We start from the raw sequence: 368 nt of genomic DNA on the forward strand, positions 1-368 counted from the left end.
GACTTCCAGAACCTGATCGGGGGAACGCAGGACGACCGCTTCGACCTGAGCGACGGGGCCGGTCTGACCGGTACCCTGGACGGGGACACCGGTAACGACAGTCTGGATTACCGGGACTATACCACAGGCGTGACCGTCGACCTGTTCGCCGGCACTGCCACAAACATCGGCGGCGGCCTGGTGGTCGGCACCGGTGGTGGCGATGACGACAACAGCATTGAAAACGTCTTCGGTGGTGATGGCAACGACAATATTACCGGCGATAACGATCACAACATCCTGGGTGACGGCCTGGGCAGCGACAACCTGGACGGCGGCGGTTACGGCGTCGGCAGCGGTAACGGCGGCAACGATGTGTTCCTGATGGA

The 368-nt window shown here is 62.2% G+C and carries 1 pseudogene; it reads left to right on the forward strand.

Annotated elements, in window-relative coordinates:
- A pseudogene (locus FYZ48_RS29345) lies at positions 1–368 on the forward strand (hypothetical protein); the annotation flags it as partial.

The sequence above is a fragment of the Gimesia chilikensis genome (assembly GCF_008329715.1).
In the GTDB taxonomy this organism is placed as follows: Bacteria; Planctomycetota; Planctomycetia; order Planctomycetales; family Planctomycetaceae; genus Gimesia; species Gimesia chilikensis.